Origin of the sequence: Phenylobacterium sp., from assembly GCF_020253645.1 — a bacterium.
Lineage (GTDB): Bacteria > Pseudomonadota > Alphaproteobacteria > Caulobacterales > Caulobacteraceae > Phenylobacterium.
In genome coordinates, this window is record NZ_JADCBG010000220.1 from 1 (window position 1) to 16383 (window position 16383).

Annotated in this window: 23 protein-coding genes and 1 tRNA gene; 22 read left to right on the top strand and 2 right to left on the bottom strand. The window is 66.4% G+C overall.

All coding sequences use genetic code 11. The annotated features are described in order from the left end of the window. From nrdR to INE98_RS14090, 8 genes are all read left to right on the top strand, one after another. Positions 1–422, top strand: a 422-nt coding sequence (gene nrdR, locus INE98_RS14055; protein WP_293539723.1) for a transcriptional regulator NrdR, incomplete at its 5' end; no start/stop codon positions are given. Further along, positions 412–1062, top strand: coding sequence for a RibD family protein (locus tag INE98_RS14060; RefSeq protein WP_293539724.1), 651 nt, complete (start codon positions 412–414; stop codon positions 1060–1062). The genes nrdR and INE98_RS14060, both read left to right, overlap by 11 nt. Then, positions 1062–1652: a riboflavin synthase gene (locus INE98_RS14065; RefSeq protein ID WP_293539725.1), complete on the top strand. Its 591-nt coding sequence runs from the start codon at positions 1062–1064 to the stop codon at positions 1650–1652. Before INE98_RS14060 ends, INE98_RS14065 begins: the two co-directional genes overlap by 1 nt. A gap of 26 nt (positions 1653–1678) precedes the next feature. Further along, positions 1679–2143 (top strand): 6,7-dimethyl-8-ribityllumazine synthase, encoded by a 465-nt coding sequence (ribH, locus tag INE98_RS14070; RefSeq protein ID WP_293539726.1) that lies wholly within the window; start codon positions 1679–1681, stop codon positions 2141–2143. Next, positions 2143–2598 carry a transcription antitermination factor NusB gene (nusB, locus tag INE98_RS14075; protein ID WP_293539727.1) on the top strand — a complete coding sequence of 152 codons (456 nt, stop codon included), beginning with the start codon at positions 2143–2145 and terminating at the stop codon, positions 2596–2598. Before ribH ends, nusB begins: the two co-directional genes overlap by 1 nt. After that, positions 2585–3556, top strand: coding sequence for a thiamine-phosphate kinase (gene thiL, locus INE98_RS14080; RefSeq protein WP_293539728.1), 972 nt, complete (start codon positions 2585–2587; stop codon positions 3554–3556). The genes nusB and thiL overlap by 14 nt, the downstream gene beginning before the upstream one ends. 67 nt (positions 3557–3623) lie before the next feature. Continuing rightward, complete coding sequence (locus tag INE98_RS14085) at positions 3624–4112, top strand: hypothetical protein (RefSeq protein WP_293539729.1); 489 nt, start codon at positions 3624–3626, stop codon at positions 4110–4112. A gap of 222 nt (positions 4113–4334) precedes the next feature. After that, the gene (locus INE98_RS14090; RefSeq protein ID WP_293539730.1) at positions 4335–6452 is read left to right on the top strand and encodes a sodium-translocating pyrophosphatase; all 2118 of its coding nucleotides are present in this window, start codon (positions 4335–4337) and stop codon (positions 6450–6452) included. 153 nt (positions 6453–6605) lie between these two features. Here the strand turns inward: INE98_RS14090 and INE98_RS14095 are convergent, their stop codons facing one another. After that, positions 6606–7091, bottom strand: a complete 486-nt coding sequence (locus INE98_RS14095) for an outer membrane protein assembly factor BamE (RefSeq protein WP_293539731.1) — start codon at positions 7089–7091, stop codon at positions 6606–6608. 99 nt (positions 7092–7190) lie between these two features. Between INE98_RS14095 and INE98_RS14100 the strand changes: the two genes are divergently transcribed. The 7 genes from INE98_RS14100 to INE98_RS14130 all read left to right on the top strand — a co-directional run bounded on the left by INE98_RS14100 (position 7191) and on the right by INE98_RS14130 (position 11315). Then, the gene (locus INE98_RS14100) at positions 7191–7712 is read left to right on the top strand and encodes a ubiquinol-cytochrome C chaperone family protein (RefSeq protein WP_293539732.1); all 522 of its coding nucleotides are present in this window, start codon (positions 7191–7193) and stop codon (positions 7710–7712) included. Beyond that, on the top strand, positions 7709–8230 hold the full coding sequence (locus INE98_RS14105) for a DUF177 domain-containing protein (protein WP_293539733.1): 522 nt from the start codon (positions 7709–7711) through the stop codon (positions 8228–8230). Before INE98_RS14100 ends, INE98_RS14105 begins: the two co-directional genes overlap by 4 nt. 79 nt (positions 8231–8309) lie before the next feature. After that, positions 8310–9344: a phosphate acyltransferase PlsX gene (gene plsX / locus INE98_RS14110; RefSeq protein ID WP_293539734.1), complete on the top strand. Its 1035-nt coding sequence runs from the start codon at positions 8310–8312 to the stop codon at positions 9342–9344. Next, positions 9341–10312, top strand: a complete 972-nt coding sequence (locus INE98_RS14115; RefSeq protein ID WP_293539735.1) for a beta-ketoacyl-ACP synthase III — start codon at positions 9341–9343, stop codon at positions 10310–10312. Before plsX ends, INE98_RS14115 begins: the two co-directional genes overlap by 4 nt. A gap of 110 nt (positions 10313–10422) precedes the next feature. Then, entirely contained in the window at positions 10423–10725 is a 303-nt protein-coding gene (locus INE98_RS14120) for an integration host factor subunit alpha (RefSeq protein WP_293539736.1), read from the top strand. A gap of 3 nt (positions 10726–10728) precedes the next feature. Continuing rightward, entirely contained in the window at positions 10729–11166 is a 438-nt protein-coding gene (locus INE98_RS14125; protein WP_293539737.1) for a MerR family transcriptional regulator, read from the top strand. Positions 11167–11238: 72 nt separating this feature from the next. Further along, a tRNA-Pro gene (locus tag INE98_RS14130) sits at positions 11239–11315 on the top strand. A gap of 5 nt (positions 11316–11320) precedes the next feature. Here INE98_RS14130 and INE98_RS14135 read toward each other — a convergent pair. Continuing rightward, complete coding sequence (locus INE98_RS14135; protein WP_293539738.1) at positions 11321–11518, bottom strand: DUF2842 domain-containing protein; 198 nt, start codon at positions 11516–11518, stop codon at positions 11321–11323. A gap of 77 nt (positions 11519–11595) precedes the next feature. Between INE98_RS14135 and INE98_RS14140 the strand changes: the two genes are divergently transcribed. The 7 genes from INE98_RS14140 to INE98_RS14170 form a co-directional block, all read left to right on the top strand. After that, positions 11596–12639, top strand: coding sequence for a COX15/CtaA family protein (locus tag INE98_RS14140; RefSeq protein ID WP_293539739.1), 1044 nt, complete (start codon positions 11596–11598; stop codon positions 12637–12639). Positions 12640–12775: 136 nt separating this feature from the next. Then, positions 12776–13249: a 50S ribosomal protein L13 gene (rplM, locus tag INE98_RS14145; RefSeq protein ID WP_293539740.1), complete on the top strand. Its 474-nt coding sequence runs from the start codon at positions 12776–12778 to the stop codon at positions 13247–13249. Positions 13250–13253: 4 nt separating this feature from the next. Continuing rightward, positions 13254–13739, top strand: a complete 486-nt coding sequence (gene rpsI / locus INE98_RS14150) for a 30S ribosomal protein S9 (RefSeq protein ID WP_293539741.1) — start codon at positions 13254–13256, stop codon at positions 13737–13739. A gap of 229 nt (positions 13740–13968) precedes the next feature. Continuing rightward, on the top strand, positions 13969–14199 hold the full coding sequence (locus INE98_RS14155; protein WP_293539742.1) for a GNAT family N-acetyltransferase: 231 nt from the start codon (positions 13969–13971) through the stop codon (positions 14197–14199). 269 nt (positions 14200–14468) lie between these two features. Further along, positions 14469–15446 carry an N-acetyl-gamma-glutamyl-phosphate reductase gene (gene argC / locus INE98_RS14160; RefSeq protein WP_293539743.1) on the top strand — a complete coding sequence of 326 codons (978 nt, stop codon included), beginning with the start codon at positions 14469–14471 and terminating at the stop codon, positions 15444–15446. Between the two features lie 25 nt (positions 15447–15471). After that, positions 15472–15927 carry a peptide-methionine (R)-S-oxide reductase MsrB gene (gene msrB / locus INE98_RS14165; protein ID WP_293539744.1) on the top strand — a complete coding sequence of 152 codons (456 nt, stop codon included), beginning with the start codon at positions 15472–15474 and terminating at the stop codon, positions 15925–15927. Then, positions 15924–16383: hypothetical protein (locus INE98_RS14170; RefSeq protein ID WP_293539745.1), on the top strand; the 460-nt coding region annotated here is incomplete at its 3' end. The genes msrB and INE98_RS14170, both read left to right, overlap by 4 nt.

Genomic DNA, 16383 nt, shown 5'->3' on the forward strand with positions numbered 1-16383 from the left:
CGTCGGATGACGGTGCGGCCATCCGGCGTCGCAGGTCCTGCCCGGAATGCGGCGGTCGTTTCACAACCTTCGAGCGCGTACAGCTTCGAGAAATCACCATTCTCAAGCGGTCCGGGCGGCGCACGCCCTTTGATCGGGACAAGCTGGCGCGCTCCATCGCCATCGCCTCACGCAAGCGACCCATCGAGCCGGAGAGGATTGAACGGATGATCTCGCAGATCGTCCGGCAATTGGAGAGCCTCGGTGAGACCGAGCTGCCGTCTTCGGTGGTGGGCGAGATGGTGATGAAGCAGCTCAAGGCCCTCGATGACGTGGCCTATGTCCGGTACGCCTCGGTCTATCGCGACTTCCGGGAGGCGGCCGAGTTCGCAACCTTCCTCGGTCGCGAGGGCCTGAGCGAGAGCGGAGAGGATGACCGCTAACCGGGTCACCCTGAAGCTTGCGACCAGCCTGGATGGCCGGATCGCCACCGCAACCGGGGAGAGTCGCTGGATCACAGGTGAGGAAGCCCGGCGCGAAGTTCACCGCATGCGGGCGGCTCACCAGGCCGTGGTGGTCGGGATAGAGACCGCGATTGCTGACGACCCGGATCTGACCGTCCGTCTTGAGGGGTATTTGGGTCCCCAGCCCACCCGGGTCGTCCTGGACACCCGTCAGAGACTTCCACCCGAATCCCGGCTGGCCCGGACGGCCCGCGTCACTCCGACCGTGCTGGTGGCGGGCGAACGGGGGGCGCCATACCTGACGGACCTGGGTGTCAAGGTCCTCGCGCCGACAGGCAATGGCGCTCGCCCCAGCCCGGCCGACGTCGTCGAAGCGCTGAGAGCTGAGGGCTTGGTGGATCTCTTCATCGAGGGCGGCGGCAAGGTCGCGGCATCGTTCCTGGCCGCGGGCCTGGTCGACCGGCTGGTCTGGTTCCGCGCGCCCCTCATCCTGGGCGCCCGGGGTCGACCGGCGGTGGGCGATCTGCCATGGGAACTCCTGGCCGAGGCCCCGCGCTTCCGGCGCGTCTCCCTGGCGGAGGTCGGACCCGACCTCTGCGAAACCTACGAGAGGATCTGATGTTCACCGGAATCGTCACCGACATCGGAACCGTCCGGGTGGTCCGAGATACAAACAGGGATCGCCGGTTCGAGATCGGCACGGCCTACGACCTCTCCACCGTCGATATCGGGGCCTCGATCAGCCATTCGGGATGCTGCCTGACCGTCGTGGACAAGGGTGAAGACTGGTTTGCAGTTGAGGTGTCCGGCGAGACGCTCGCGCTGACACACCTGGCGGACTGGAAGGTGGGTCGACGCGTCAACCTGGAGCGGGCGGCGAAGGTCGGAGACGAACTGGGCGGCCATATCGTCTCTGGACATGTGGACGGTATTGGAGAGGTGATCTCGATCACCCCGGAAGGCGGCTCGCGGCGGGTGCGTTTCCGCGCGCCCAGGCCGCTCCACCGGTTCATTGCCCCGAAGGGCTCCATCACCGTGGATGGCGTTTCCCTGACGGTCAACGAGGTCGAGGACGATGTCTTCGGCGTCAACCTGATCCCCCATACATGGGAGGTCACCACCTTGGGCGACCTCGCGCCCGGGGCCCGGGTCAACCTCGAGATCGACATGCTGGCCCGGTATCTCGCCCGCTGGCGCGAAACGGCCTAGAAGCGCCGCTGAGAAGGAAAGCTGAAATGACTCCGGAAAAGGTGCGCCTCCTGATCGTCGAGGCGCGGTTCTATGACGACCTGGCCGATGAGCTGCTTCGCGGGGCTTCGGACGTGATCTCCGCCCACGGCGCCGAGTTCGACGTGGTGAGTGTCCCCGGGGCGCTGGAGATCCCCGGAGCTATCGCCATGGCCCATGAGGCGCGGCATTCCCCGGCGGGCGTCAGCTACGACGGTTATGTCGCCCTCGGAACCGTGATCCGGGGCGAGACCTATCACTTCGAGATCGTCTCGAACGAGAGCGCCCGGGGGCTCATGGACCTGACCGTCCGGCAGGGAGTCTGCCTGGGGAACGGCATCCTGACGGTTGAGGACGAGGATCAGGCCTGGGCGCGGGCCCGGGTCAGCGAGGGTGACAAGGGCGGTGGCGCCGCGAGGGCTGCTTTGGACATGATCGGCCTGCGGCGGCGGTTCCTCGGTCAGGACCGGTGATGTCAGCGTCCCACCAGGCCCGCTCTGTCGCCCGTCTCGCCGCGGTCCAGGCCCTTTACCAGATGGAGGTCTCGGGCGTCGGGGTGGAAGCTGTGGTGCGGGAGTTCTCGGATCACCGCTTCGACAGACCGGTCGGCGGCGAGGAAGGCGAGACCCTGGCCGGCGCAGATGAGACGTTCTTTGGCGAGCTGGTCCGAGGGGTGGTCGATCAGCAACGGCGGATTGACACCTCCATCGCCCGGCGCCTGGCGGATGGCTGGAGACTTGAGCGGCTCGATGCGACTGTCCGCGCCATTCTCAGGGCCGGCGCTTTCGAGCTCGCCCGACGACCGGATATCCCGGTTGAGGTCGTGATCAACGAATATGTCGACCTCGCCCGGTCCTTCTTCGAGGGCCCGGAACCCGGCTTCGTCAACGCCGCTCTGGATGGACTGGCTCGGGATGTCCGGTCCTGATCCCGCACGGATTCCGGATGAGTTCGGACAGATCGCCGAGCTCTTCCGCCCCCTGACCGGCGGAGAGCCCGGAGCCCTGGACCTCCTCGATGACGCCGCTGTTCTACCCGTCCAGGCGGGATCCGACATTGTTGTCACACAGGACGCGATCGTTGAGGGCGTTCATTTTCCGGAGGGCGAGAGTGCGGAGGACGCCGCCGCCCGGTTCTTCAGGGTCAATCTCTCGGATCTGGCGGCCAAGGGAGCGGAGCCCTTCGCCTGGCTGCAATCGATCGCCTGGTCTAAGGCCTGGCCCCTCGAAAGACGTCGATCCTTCGCCAGGGCGCTCGCCGTCGAGGCCCGCGAGTTCGGGCTTGTCCTTCTCGGAGGGGACACGGTCTCGACCCCGGGCCCCTTCATGGCCTCAGGCACCTTCTTCGGGCGATGTCCGCCCGGCGGGATCATCCGTCGATCCGGCGCCCGGCCAGGAGACGTCCTTTTTGTCTCCGGGCCTGTCGGGGACGGCTGGCTGGGGCTCAAGGCGGTAATGGGCGAGATCGAGGATCCCTCCGGGGCCCTGCGCCAAGGTTTCCGTCGTCCGCAGCCGAGGCTCGATCTCCGCGAGACCCTCCGGGACTGCGCCTCTGCGGCGGCGGATGTCTCCGACGGCTTGATCGCAGACGCCGGGCATCTCGCCACGGCTTCGGGCTGTGGCGTCTGTCTCGATCTCGAGCAGATGCCGCTCTCAGGCCCGGCTCAAGCCTGGCTTGGCGCGCAACCCGACCGGCTCACGGCCCTGACAGGTCTTGCCTCGGGCGGGGATGACTACCAGATCGTTCTCGCCGCGCCGGCGGGCAAGAGACAACGCCTCGAAGCTGCTGGTTGCACACGGATCGGAGAGTTTGTTGAAGGACCCTCGGAGATTCGACTGGCCGGCGTCGCATACGCCCCGGGCCCTGGCGGCTGGCGCCATGAATAAGGCTCTCAGCACTGGGGGATGGTCACCGTCCGGGGTCTCGTCGCTCCGGGCGTGGTTCAGGTGGGTGATGGTGCGTGTCCCCGGCCTTCTGCTGATGCTTGTCCTGATTTCGGTCCCGAGGGCGGACGCCGCCCTGGCGGCCGAGCCGCCCCCGGCGGCCGGGCCGCCACCGCCGGCAGGGGGCGATGCGAACGCGCGTCTCGACCTCTCGGGAATTGGCCTGCCGATCTTGCGGGAGGGAAGGGTCGTGAACTTCGTCTTCATCCGGGCCCGAGTCGAACTGGCTCCCGGGTTGACGCCCGCCGAGATAGAGGCGCGAGAGCCATTCATTCGAGCAGGCCTGGTGCGCGCGGCCTACCGTAATCCCATGAATGCGGCGAATGACCTCATGTCGCTGGACCGCAAGCGTTTCGAGGCAGTTTTGCTCCAGGAGGCCAAGGCCGCCTTCGGCGCATCCCGGGTGCGATCGGTCCTTCTGCGGGACCAGAAACCCCAGAAGCGGATCTATTCGCCACAAGAGCGGGGCGCCTCTGGTGGGGGTGCGGATCGCCCCTGACGGGCCCGGATCGGCCAGGAGACGAACAATCGTTGCATGCAAGGCCGAGGTTTGGCAGTTTCGCGCGTCTTTCGGCGGACCCGGGATCGGCTGCGCCGTCTTGTCTAGAACTGTGGGGCCGGGGGCATTCCGGCCTGAAAAATCAGGGGGGCCGCCGCGGGTGTCCGGGATTCGTCGGGTTCCACGCTGTCTCCGTGACGTCTTTGAAGGGGCGCTTCGACTATGAGCTACATCATGCTGGCGATCTTGGCCGGCTTCCTTGCGGTGCTGTATGGCGCCGTCCAGACGGTCTCGCTCATGCGGGCATCGCCCGGCAATGCGCGGATGCAGGAGATCGCCGCGGCGATCCAGGAAGGCGCTCAGGCCTACCTCAATCGGCAGTACACCGCGATTGCCATCGTGGGGGGCGTGATCTTTCTCGCCCTCTTCCCCCTCCTGGGTGCGCTTGCGGCGATCGGCTTCCTGATCGGGGCCGTGCTTTCAGGCGTCGCCGGCTTTGTCGGCATGCTGATCTCGGTCCGGGCCAATGTGCGGACAGCGCAGGCGGCCTCCGAGGGTCTGGCGCAGGGCCTGTCCATGGCCTTTCGTTCCGGGGCCATCACCGGCATGCTGGTGGCGGGCTTCGCGCTGCTGGGCGTTGCGGGCTATTTCCACGTCCTGACCGGCCCCATGGGCCTGGCGCATGATGACCGGCACGTCATCGACGCCCTGGTCGCCCTGGGCTTCGGCGCCTCGCTGATTTCCATCTTCGCCCGTCTGGGCGGCGGGATCTTCACCAAGGGCGCCGACGTGGGCGGAGACATGGTGGGCAAGGTCGAGGCCGGCATCCCGGAGGATGACCCCCGCAACGCCGCCACGATTGCGGACAATGTCGGCGACAATGTCGGTGACTGCGCAGGCATGGCGGCCGACCTGTTCGAGACCTACGCCGTGACCACAGTGGCCACCATGGTGCTGGCCGCCATCTTCTTCGGCGCCGGCGCGATGAACCTGATGCTTCTGCCTCTGGTCATCTGCGCAGTCTGCATCGTGACCTCGATCCTCGGCACCTTCGCGGTGCGCCTGGGGCGGTCGCAGAACATCATGGGGGCCCTCTATCAGGGCCTGATCGTGACCGGCATCCTGTCTGTCGGGGCCATCTGGTGGGCGGTCCACGCCCTTGTCCCGACCCCGGTCGCCACCAACTCCGGGACGATCATCGACGCCCAGTCCCTGTTCCTTTGCGGCCTGGTCGGACTGATCGTCACGGCGCTCATCGTCGTGATCACCGAGTACTACACCGGAACGGGCTTCCGCCCGGTGAAGTCCGTGGCGAAGGCGTCCGTCTCCGGCCACGGCACCAACGTGATCCAGGGCCTGGCCATGAGCCTGGAATCGACGGCGGCGCCGGCCCTCGTCATCATCGCTGGCATCATGGTCACTTATGGCCTTGCCGGCCTTTACGGCATCGCCATCGCGACGACCGCCATGCTGTCGCTGGCGGGCTTCATCGTTGCGCTAGACGCCTTCGGGCCGGTCACCGACAACGCCGGCGGCATTGCCGAAATGGCGGGCCTTCCCCCGGAAGTGCGGGTCACCACCGACGCCCTCGACGCGGTCGGCAACACCACGAAGGCCGTGACCAAGGGCTACGCCATCGGGTCGGCCGGACTGGGGGCGCTGGTGCTCTTCGCCGCCTATACGGAGGACCTGAAGTACTTCTCGGCCGAGGCCAAACCCGGATCCTTCTTCGAAGGCCTGGGCACGGTCGCCTTCGACCTCTCCAACCCCTACGTCGTGGTTGGCCTGCTCTTCGGGGGGCTTCTGCCCTTCCTGTTCGGCGGGCTTTCGATGACCGCAGTGGGACGGGCGGCGGAATCGGTGGTGGCGGAAGTCCGTCGCCAGTTCCGCGAAAACCCCGGCATCATGACGGGGGAGGTCAAGCCCGAGTATGGCCGTGCGGTGAGCATTTTGACGAACGCCGCCATCCGCGAAATGATTGTTCCGTCGCTGCTGCCTGTCGTTTCTCCGGTGGTGCTCTTCTTCGCCATCACCGCCGTGGCGGGCAAGGCGAATGGCTTTGCTTCGCTGGGCGCCATGCTGATGGGCGTGATCGTGACCGGCCTCTTTGTGGCGATCTCGATGACTTCGGGCGGCGGCGCCTGGGACAACGCCAAGAAGCTGATCGAGGAAGGCCACTACGGCGGCAAGGGCTCTGAGGCCCACAAGGCTGCAGTGACCGGCGATACCGTCGGCGATCCCTACAAGGACACCGCGGGTCCCGCCGTGAACCCGATGATCAAGATCACGAACATCGTGGCCCTGCTGCTGCTGGCTATTCTGCATTCAGCCGGCGGATAGGGGGCTCCCCCGACGGGGGCCTGACACCTGACAGAAGAAACGTGGCGCCCCGGAGCTGGACTCCGGGGCGTCTTTCTTGGGCGCTACGCTGCGGCGCGCGCGCCCTGGCCATGCCCGATCACGACCGGAATATCGGTTGAGCTGATGGTGATTCTAGCGGCGATCGCCCGGGCGGCTTCCCGGGACACCTTCTTCTTCGCGCGGCAGGATGCCGCCAGCGCCGATAGAGCCGATGAGCTGTTCTATGACGGTCAGCTCCCGTCCTCGCGTCGGGGTCTCGCGACCGCTAAAGGCAATCACCTTGCCATCGGCCAGCGTCAGGTTGTCGACCGACGCCACCGCCTCGGTGTCCTTGTCGAACGTGATCACAGTGACCTCCCTGCGGGTCACGACAGGTCGCATGAAGGCGACGGTCTCCTTCACCTGGTTCATGTAGATCCAGACATTCGAGTCGAACGCGGAGACCACCGAGGGCGAGCCGAGCCGGCCGCGGACCGTCGCCTTGTTGTCCTCGACGGGCTTCACGTCCGCGGGACTGGCCTCGATCGCCTGGAACCCTGAATAGGCGGCTATTGGCGCGCAGGCGCCGGTGAGGGCGGCGCCAGCGAGGACGACGGCGATCGCTGCAGGTTTCAACATCGGGCTTCCGTTTCCTCTGTCCGGGCTTTGACCTAGCGTCCGCAGCCCCTTACTGCAATGCCGCCAATAGCCGCGCGTCGCGGCGAAATCGAGGCCGAGATGCGACTCTTCCGAAAGCGCCCCACCGTGGAGACCGGCCGACGGCTCTACGCCGCCTGCGTCAACCAGGCCCGAAGCCCCGAACTCTATACCGAGCTGGCGAGCCCGGACACGGTGGAAGGGCGGTTCGAGCTCTACAGCCTTCATGTGATCCTGCTGCTGGACAGGCTGGTGCGTCAGGGAGACGAGGCGGGCGAGGTCTCGCAGGGGGTCTTCGACGCCTATGTGCGGGCTCTCGATGACGCCCTGCGCGAGATGGGTGTTGGAGACCTCTCGGTGGGCCGGAAGATGCGCAAGATCGGCGAGGCCCTCTACGGCAGGCTGAAGAACTACGATGCGGCTTTCCGGGAACAGCCTGACGCCGACAGCCTCGAGACCATCCTGGCCCGGACGGTCTATGAAGGGGTGGAGCATCCGCCCGTGGAGGCGATGGCCGCCTATGTGCTGCGCCAGAAGGCGCATCTTGAGGCCCTAAGCCTGCGGTCTCTGCTGGATGGCGAACTCTCCTGGGCCGCCCCGTGACGCCTGAGCCCGGTACGGTCCGCCTTGGCGATCTCGCGGCGGGGGGCGTTCGGCGTCGAAGGAGGCCGGACGCCGGTGTGTGTTCGGCGCTCGCCCGTTCGGTTGGCGTAGTCTCGCTCACCGGGCTGGAAGCCGACTTCGAGGTGCGACCGTGGCTCGACGGCTGCGAGGTAAAGGGTCGGTTCCGGTGCGAGGTGACGCAAATCTGCGGAGTGAGCCTCGAGCCCTTCTCCCAGCCCCTGGAGGGAGACATTGATCTGAGGCTGCTTCCGCAGGGTAGCCCTAATCTGCCCGCCGCGGAGGAGGGGGAACTCGAGGTCTCCCTCGAAACACCTGATCCTCCGGAAACGCTGGATGGCGACCTGATCGACCTTGACGCCATTCTGGCCGAACATCTCGCGCTGGCCGTCGATCCCTTTCCGAGAAGACCCGACGCGGTCTTCAGCTGGTCACAGGAGGCCGGGGACGTCTCACCCTTCGCCGCCCTGCGCAATCTGACGAAGCCCACCCAGACATGAGGGCGGCGGTGTTCGTTTGCATGCCGGGCGCCGGACTGTATCCTGCCTTCCTTGGGAAGGTGAGGGCGGACTGAGTCCTTTGTCGGCATCCAGTATCATTTCCGTCGACGCCATGGGCGGCGACCACGGGGTTTCCGCCACGGTGCCGGGTCTGGCCCTGGCCCTGAGGCATCTGCCGGGCCACGTCCGGTTCCTTCTGCATGGGGATGAGGCTGCGATCTCTCAGGAGTTGGCCCGGTCGGGCGATCTCTCCCGGCGAAGCGAGATCCGGCATACCGACAAGGTCATCGCTTCCGACGAGAAGCCCGCCAACGCGGTGCGCCGCGGCAAGGGCGCCTCGATGTGGAACGCCGTGGAGTCCGTGAAGTCCGGCGAGGCTGCGGCTGCGGTCTCAAGCGGCAGTACGGGGAGCCTGATGGCTATCTCCCGCCTGATTCTCCGGATGAGCGTGCCGATGGAGCGGCCGCCGCTTGTGGTGCCCTGGCCGGGGATCAAGGGGGCCACGACACTGCTCGATGCGGGAGCGAACATCGAGTGCGACGCGGACCGTCTTGTGGAGTTCGCGATCCTGGGAGAGGCCTACCACCGGGTCGCCTACGGCGTCGCAAAGCCGCGAGTGGGTCTCCTCAACGTCGGCTCCGAGGACATGAAGGGGCACGAAGAGGTTCAGCGGGCCCACGCCGTGCTTCGGAGCGGACGCCTGGATGTCGCCTATCATGGGTTTGTCGAAGGCGATGATCTTTCGACCAACCTGGTAGACGTCGTGGTGACGGACGGCTTCACGGGGAATGTCGCACTCAAGACAGGCGAGGGTGCGGCCAAGTACATCACCGACGAGCTGAAGGCGGCGCTGACCTCGAGCCCCGCCGCAAAGATCGCCGCTCTGCTGGCCCGTTCAGCCCTGCGGCGTTTCAAGGCCCGCATCACGCCGACCCCCGCAGCCCCCCTGCTTGGCCTGAACGGACTGGTGATCAAGTGCCACGGGAGCGCCGACGCCAAGGACTTCGGTCGGTCCGTCGGGCTTGCCGTAGATCTGGCCGCGAGTGATTTCATGGGCCAGATCGAGCGGAACATGTCGCTCCTCGGCGCTGCGCGACCGGAGGAGACGGCGTGATCCGCAGCATCATCACGGGCGTGGGAGGGTACCTGCCCGAAGAGATCCTCACCAATGACGATCTCGCCCGCTTTGTCGACACCTCGGATGAATGGATCCGGGAACGCACCGGGATCCGGCAGCGTCACCGGGCCGCCCCCGACCAGGCGGTCTCCGATCTCGCGGTGGAGGCGGCCCGGAGGGCCCTTGAATCCGCCGGGCGCACCCCTGCCGACGTCGACCTCATCCTGGTGGCCACCACCACGCCTGACCTGACCTTTCCCGCGGTGGCGACCATCGTCCAGCGCAAGCTCGGGTGCCCGATCGGCATCGCCTTCGACGTGCAGGCGGTCTGCTCGGGTTTCGTCTACGCCCTTTCGACCGCGGACGGTTTCGTTGCCCGTGGAAGGTCGCGCTGCGCGCTGGTGATCGGCGCCGAGACCATGACCCGGCTTATGGACTGGAGCGACCGGGGCACCTGCGTCCTGTTCGGGGACGGCGCCGGCGCCGTCGTGCTTGAGCCCGGCGAGGGCAGGGGAGACTCATCGGACCGTGGGCTGCTGGGATTCGCTCTCCGGGCGGATGGAACCAAGCAGGACCTTCTCTATGTCGATGGGGGCGTCTCGACCAACGGCCAGATCGGGCATCTTCGGATGCAGGGAAATCAGGTTTTCAAGCACGCCGTCGTCAACATCTCGGAGGCTGTGAAGGCGGCTGCAGAGGACGCCGGGGTCAAGATCCCGGACGTCGACTGGTTCATCCCGCACCAGGCCAACCAGCGAATCCTGAACGGCGTGGCCAACCGTCTGGGTCTGGATGAGTCCAAGGTGATTTCAACAGTGGCCGAACACGCCAATACGTCCGCCGCCTCCATTCCCCTGGCCCTTGCCCAGGGCATCGCCGACGGGCGCATTCGCAAGGGGCAACTCCTCCTTCTGGAAGCCATGGGGGGCGGGCTGACCTGGGGCGCCTGCACTGTTCGACTCTAGGCCTGCCGGGTCGTTAACTTCAGGGTTGATGGGTTTGACCTGAAAGGCTTATCTGTGCGCCTACCCCGTCATCTTGGCGGAGAGTCTGTTTCCAGGCAGGGATTGCGGCCATGAATGGATCGACCGTCACCCGGGCGGACCTTTCCGAAGCCGTCCATGAAGAGGTCGGCCTGACCCGCCATGACTGTGCGGAGCTTGTCGAGCGCACCCTCGAACTGACGGCCCAGGCCCTGGAGCGGGGCGAGCAGGTCAAGCTTTCCGGCTTCGGGGTTTTCCAGATCCGCGAAAAGCGCGCCCGCATGGGCCGTAACCCCAAGACCGGGGAACCCGCAGCGATCGAGCCGAGGCGTGTGATCGGCTTCCGCGCCAGCCAGGTCATGAAGGCGCGCATAGACCGCGCGCTCTCGAAATAGATCGTGGCCAAGGGACCCGACGCCTTCCGGACGATCTCGGAGGCTGCCGAGGAGGTCGGGGTCGCCCCCCACGTCCTGCGCTTCTGGGAAAGCCGTCTCTCTGTGATCCGGCCGATGAAACGCGCGGGCGGCCGGCGCTTCTACCGGCCCCAGGATATCAAACTGCTCAGGGCGTTGAAGGTGCTCCTGCACGAACAGGACCGCTCGATCCGTGAGGTGCAGGCTCTGAGCCGAGGTGCAGGGGTGCGCGGGCTCCTCGCCCTCGCAGGTCCGGCTTCCGGGGGCGAGGGTCCACCCGGCGCGGCGCATGCCGAGGCCGATGCTCCACGGGTGGTGAGCGCATCCGTCAGTCCGCCCGCCGAGGGCTTGGACAGGCTTCTGGCGGCGCGGGAGGATCTGCTGGCGATCAAACGGCGGCTGGACGCTCTGCTGTCGTCGTGAACCGGGGCGCCTCTGGCGCCGAAAAGGCTTGCCCGCCATGCCCAAGCCGCTAGAAGGACCGCTCGCCGATGTCGGAGCGTAGCGCAGCCTGGTAGCGCACTTGACTGGGGGTCAAGGGGTCGTGGGTTCGAATCCCGCCGCTCCGACCATCGGCTCAGCGGCCCCGGTTCATCCATGAGATGAGGGGCAGGATCGGCACCCCCCATCCCAGGCCGGCCACTGCGAAAAACAGCATCTTGATCGCCATATTGTCCGGCAAACGATCGGCGACGAGGGTCGCCGCCCAGATGTAGACGGCCATGAAAGCCAGGATGGCCATGGAACCGATAAAGCTGCGAAGTCGGGGTTGCATAGGGGGAATATAGGTCTCATCTCGCGTCTCGCCATCGAGAGATGGACGACAGCATCAGACACGGCTAGCAGGACGACATGCGCGCCTCGACACCTCCAGACCGCTCCCGGCCTGTGGCGATATGGCTTTTCGCAGTGGCCGCCCTGGTTCTGACCATGGTGATCGTGGGCGGTGCAACCCGCCTCACAGGCTCTGGCCTTTCCATCACCGAATGGCGGCCGGTGACGGGAACGCTCCCCCCCCTGAATGAAGCCCAGTGGATCGAAGAGTTCGAAAAGTACCGGCTGATCCCCCAGTACCAGGAGGTCAACCGCGGCATGTCCATGGAGGCCTTCAAGTTCATCTACTGGTGGGAGTGGGGGCACCGTTTTCTCGGCCGGCTGGTGGGTCTCGCCTTCGCGATTCCCTTTGCGGTCTTCCTGTTCCGGCGGCAGATCCCCCAAAGGCTTGTGGGGCGCTGCTGGGGTCTGTTCGCCCTGGGCGGGCTTCAGGGCCTGATTGGCTGGTGGATGGTCGCCAGCGGCCTGAGCGAGCGGGTATCCGTCGCACCCGAGCGGCTGATGACGCATCTGGGCCTGGCCTTCTTTCTTCTCGCGGCTCTCCTCTGGACGGGCCTCGAGGCCTGGAACGGCCCCTCGCGCAGGAAGGCGCGAGGACCGTGGCCCGTGGCGGCGCTCGGCCTTGCGGTCATGGTCTATCTCCAGATTCTCCTGGGTGCGCTCGTAGCGGGTAACGACGCGGGGTATGTGCTCACGGACTGGCCGCTGATGGGAGGGCAATGGTTCCCTGATGGCTATGGCGGACCGGGCGTCTGGGCGACGATCGCCCACTCCATTCCTGCGGTTCAGGTCAATCACAGGGTGGGGGCTTACCTCCTGTGCGCCGGCGCCCTTGCCTTGCTGGTCGCTTGCCTGCGCTCCCGAAGAGCCGCCCCGGCTCTGCGCCGGATGGGCGTTGTCCTGTCCCTCGGCGTGTTTGGACAGGCGGCGCTGGGGATCTGGACACTTACCTCCGCGACACCGCTGTCATTGGGTCTCGCGCATCAGGGCGCCGCCGCCATCCTGCTGGGTCTTGCAACAGCCTTCCTCTGGATGGCGCGTCGCTCGACTTGGGTATCATAATACCTAGTTAAAATTCTTTCGTTTTTTCCATAGCTTCCGGGATTTCCGGGGTCTGCGAGTTGACAGGTCCGCGCGGCTGTCGTATCGCCGCGCCTCCTTGAGGGCTTGCCCCCGATCAACCTATGGACTGTGTCCCATGCTGAAGACGACGGCTTCGCTGAAGCCCGCCGACGTCGAGAAGAAGTGGATCGTGATCGATGCAGAGAACGCCGTTGTCGGCCGTCTTGCGTCCTTCATCGCCAATCGTCTCCGCGGCAAGCACCGCCCCGACTATACGCCGCACGTCGATTGCGGTGACTTTGTGGTCGTGATCAACGCCGACAAGGTGAAGCTGACCGGGCGCAAGCTCCAGCAGAAGACCTATTTCTGGCACACCGGGCACCCGGGCGGGATCAAGGAACGCACCGCGGACAAGATCCTCGGTGGTCGCTTCCCTGAGCGCGTGCTGGAAAAGGCGGTCGAGCGCATGCTTCCCAAGGAAAGCCCGCTGGCTCGCCGGCAGCTGACTCATCTGCGCGTCTATGCTGGCGCGGAGCATCCCCACGCCGCCCAGAACCCGGAGACCGTGGTCTTCGGCGATATGAACGCCAAGAACGTCCGGACCAAGTAAGCTCATGACCGACGCTCCAGCTCCCACGGGCTTCGACGCCCTGCAAAGCCTCTCCACCCAGGCCGTCGCCCAGCCGGTTGTCCACGAGCGCAAGCTCGACGCCCAGGGCCGCGCCTACGCCACCGGCAAGCGCAAGAACGCGGTCGCCCGCGTCTGGATCAAGCCGGGCAAGGGGCAGATCACCATCAACGGCCGCGACCAGGCGGTCTACTTCGCTCGACCCGTTTTGCGCATGATGATCGCCCAGCCGCTCGAGGTCTCGAACCGCGCCGGCCAGTTCGATGTGGTGGTCTCGGTCGCCGGCTCTGGTCTGTCCGGGCAGGCTGGCGCCATCCGGCACGGGATCTCCAAGGCCCTGACCTATTTCGAGCCCGAGCTGCGTCCTGTTCTCAAGCCCCATGGCTTCCTGACCCGTGACAGCCGGGTCGTCGAGCGCAAGAAGTACGGCAAGGCGAAGGCCCGCCGCAGCTTCCAGTTCTCGAAGCGCTAGGAACCTTTCGCCCGAGCGGCGGGAATTCCGGGGGGCTGCCAGGAATGGCGCCCCCCTCTTTCGTGTGCGGGCCGCCCCCGGGCGGTCTCGCAGGTCCGGAGGACAGGCCCTGTTCACCCCTGACCGGCTGATCCTGAGACCGCCGAGGATGACGGATCTTGCAGATATCCATGCGATTTTCTTGGACGCCGAGGCCCTGACCTACTGGTCCTAAGGCCCCCACGCTTCGGTGGATGTGACCCGGCCGTGGTTGCAGCCCCTGCTGGATGACCCGTCGGCCTCGCCCTACGACTTCTTCATCGAGATGGGAGGGAGGATCATCGGCAAGATGGGGTGCTGGCGGGTCCCGGAGGTCGGGTTCATCCTGCACAGGTCGACCCGGGGACAAGGCGTCGCTCGGGAGGGCCTTCTGGGGCTGATCGCCTACATGCGGGGGCAGGTCGCCTGCGATCACCTCTAGGCCGATGTCGATCCGCGGAACCATCGCTCCCGAAGGCTCCTGGAGACTTGCGGTTTCCGGCGCGCCGGTTTCGCCCGGAACACGATCCAGACCCACATCGGCTGGTGCGACAGCGACTACTTCCGGTTTGACTTCGCGCCCTACGGCGAGGACGGAGGCGCCGGTTCCGGCGGCTGATCAGTGGCGTTCCGGCGCGGAATGGAGTAGCGCGTCCTCCCGGGGTCGCCCTGGCGGCCGGGCTGGGTTTCCCTGGCAGGAGGAGAGCAGGCATGGCGCCTAGGGTCTTCATCGACGGCGAGGCCGGAACCACCGGGCTCCAGATCCGCGAGCGGCTGGAAGGTCGCCGGGACCTCTCGCTCCTTTCCATAGACCCCGACCGCCGGAAGGAACCGGAGGCGCGCCGGGAACTCCTGAACGCCGCCGACCTCGTGGTCCTCTGCCTGCCCGACGAAGCCTCGCGTGAGGCTGTCGCCATGATCGGGTCCGACCGGGTGAAGGTGATCGACGCCTCGACGGCCTTCCGCACGGCGTCGGGCTGGACCTACGGCTTTCCAGAAATGACCCGCGACCAGAGGGCCGCCATCCGGTCGGCCTCGAGGGTGAGCAATCCAGGTTGCTATCCGACAGGCTTCATCGGCCTTCTGCGCCCTCTCGTCGACGCGGGTCTGTTGCCGGCGGGCTTCCCGGTCTCGGTGAACGCCATCTCCGGCTATTCCGGGGGCGGAAAGGGGCTCATCGCGGAGTTCGAGGACGCTCGGCCGGCGGGCACGCAGGACGCTTTCCGCACCTATGGCCTCTCGCTCGCGCACAAGCACCTGCCGGAAATGCGCATTCATTGCGGGCTGGAGCATGCGCCGGTCTTCGCCCCATCTGTAGGACGATACGCCCAGGGCATGCTGGTCGAAGTGCCCCTGGCCCTGTACGCCCTGCCGGGCCGGCCTTCGCCCGACCAGATCCGCGAAGTTTTACGGGCAGCCTATGCGGGCGAGCAGTTCGTCCAGGTTGCGGACGCCGAAGCCTGCGCCGGGCTCCAGAAGGTCCGCGCCGGGGCGGCGGGCCATGTCCGGGAGCTGGATCCAGAATCCCTGAACGGAACCAACCTCCTGAAGCTCTTTGTCTTCGGCTCGCCCGATGGGACTCAGGCCCGTCTGGTGGCAGTGCTGGACAACCTGGGCAAGGGCGCTTCGGGCGCCTGCGTCCAGAACCTCAACCTGATGCTGGGACTGGCTGAAGATGCCGGCCTCTGAGCGTCGGCCTGGTCGGCGGGGCTTTTTGCTCGGCGCGACAGCCCTGTTCGCCGCCCCCCAGGCCGGGGCCGCGAGCGATCCCTTCGCTGCCTCGCCCTATCGCCGGATCACCGAGGCTGAATGGCAGAGGAGGCTGTCTCCGACGGCCTTCGCGATCCTGCGCAAGGAGGATACCGAGAGGCCGGGTTCCAGCCCGCTGCTCCATGAGAAGCGCAAGGGGACCTATCACTGCCTCGGCTGTGACCTCGCGCTCTTCCGATCCGCCTGGAAGTACGACAGCGGAACCGGCTGGCCCAGCTTCCATACGGCGCTTCCAGGAGCATTCCGGTTCAAGACGGATTGGCTCATCGGCGTTCCCCGGACGGAATACCACTGCGCCCAGTGCCTGGGTCACCATGGGCACAGGTTCAATGACGGCCCGCCGCCGACGGGTCGGAGGTACTGCAACAACGGCTTCGCCCTCAGGTTCCGGCCCGCATGAGGAGGCTGGCGCTTGTTCTTGTCCTCGCCCTTCTGTCGGCCTGCGCTCCGCCCCGTGCGGAGCTGGACGCGGACCGGATGGGAAGGCTTTTCATTGACGCGGTCCAGCGCGGCGACTGGAGGGCCATAGACCGGGGACTGGCTCCGGCGCTGGTCGCGACGCCCGACTATGCGCAGCGAATTGAGGCGGTTCGAACAGCCTTTCCGCCCGATCCGCCCTGGTCGATACGCCTCCTGTCCTCCCGACAGGTTGGCGAGGGGAAGGGCGCGCCGCAGGAACGGGCCGAGCTCCAGTACCTTTACACATTCGCCGAGCGCCGCGCCGTCATCGACCTGAGCGTTGAGCCCGCCGGCTGGCGTGTCGTGTCGCCCGCGACATTGCGTACCCCGCGTCGGGAGTCGGAAATTCTGATCGAGAGGCCTGCAGATCCGCCCGAAGGAGATGCGTCGTATGAGA